Raw genomic sequence first — 234 nt, 5'->3', positions numbered from 1 at the left:
CCCAGGCGATCGACAATCCCGCCAGACCGTGCGCTCGCCGGTAGGTCGCCAATTCGTCGAGGAAGCTGTTGGCCGCGGCATAGTTGCCCTGGCCCGGGGACCCCACGATGCCGGCCATCGAGGAGAACATCACAAACGCCGACAGATCCATGTCCCGGGTGAGCTCGTGCAAGTTCCACGCGCCGTCCACCTTGGCCCGCAACACCGTGTCCACTCGACCCGGTGTCAGCGACG

1 protein-coding gene is annotated in these 234 nt (G+C 66.2%); it reads right to left on the bottom strand.

All coding sequences use genetic code 11. From position 1 onward, the window contains the following. The coding region (locus ACAG21_RS28145; protein ID WP_370499521.1) for a KR domain-containing protein at positions 1 to 234 on the bottom strand (234 nt) is incomplete at both ends.

Origin of the sequence: Mycobacterium sp. pR1184 (genome assembly GCF_041287235.1) — a bacterium.
Taxonomy (GTDB): domain Bacteria; phylum Actinomycetota; class Actinomycetes; order Mycobacteriales; family Mycobacteriaceae; genus Mycobacterium.
Note: the sequence above shows the minus strand (reverse complement) of the source record. Positions and strands in the feature narration are given on the sequence as shown.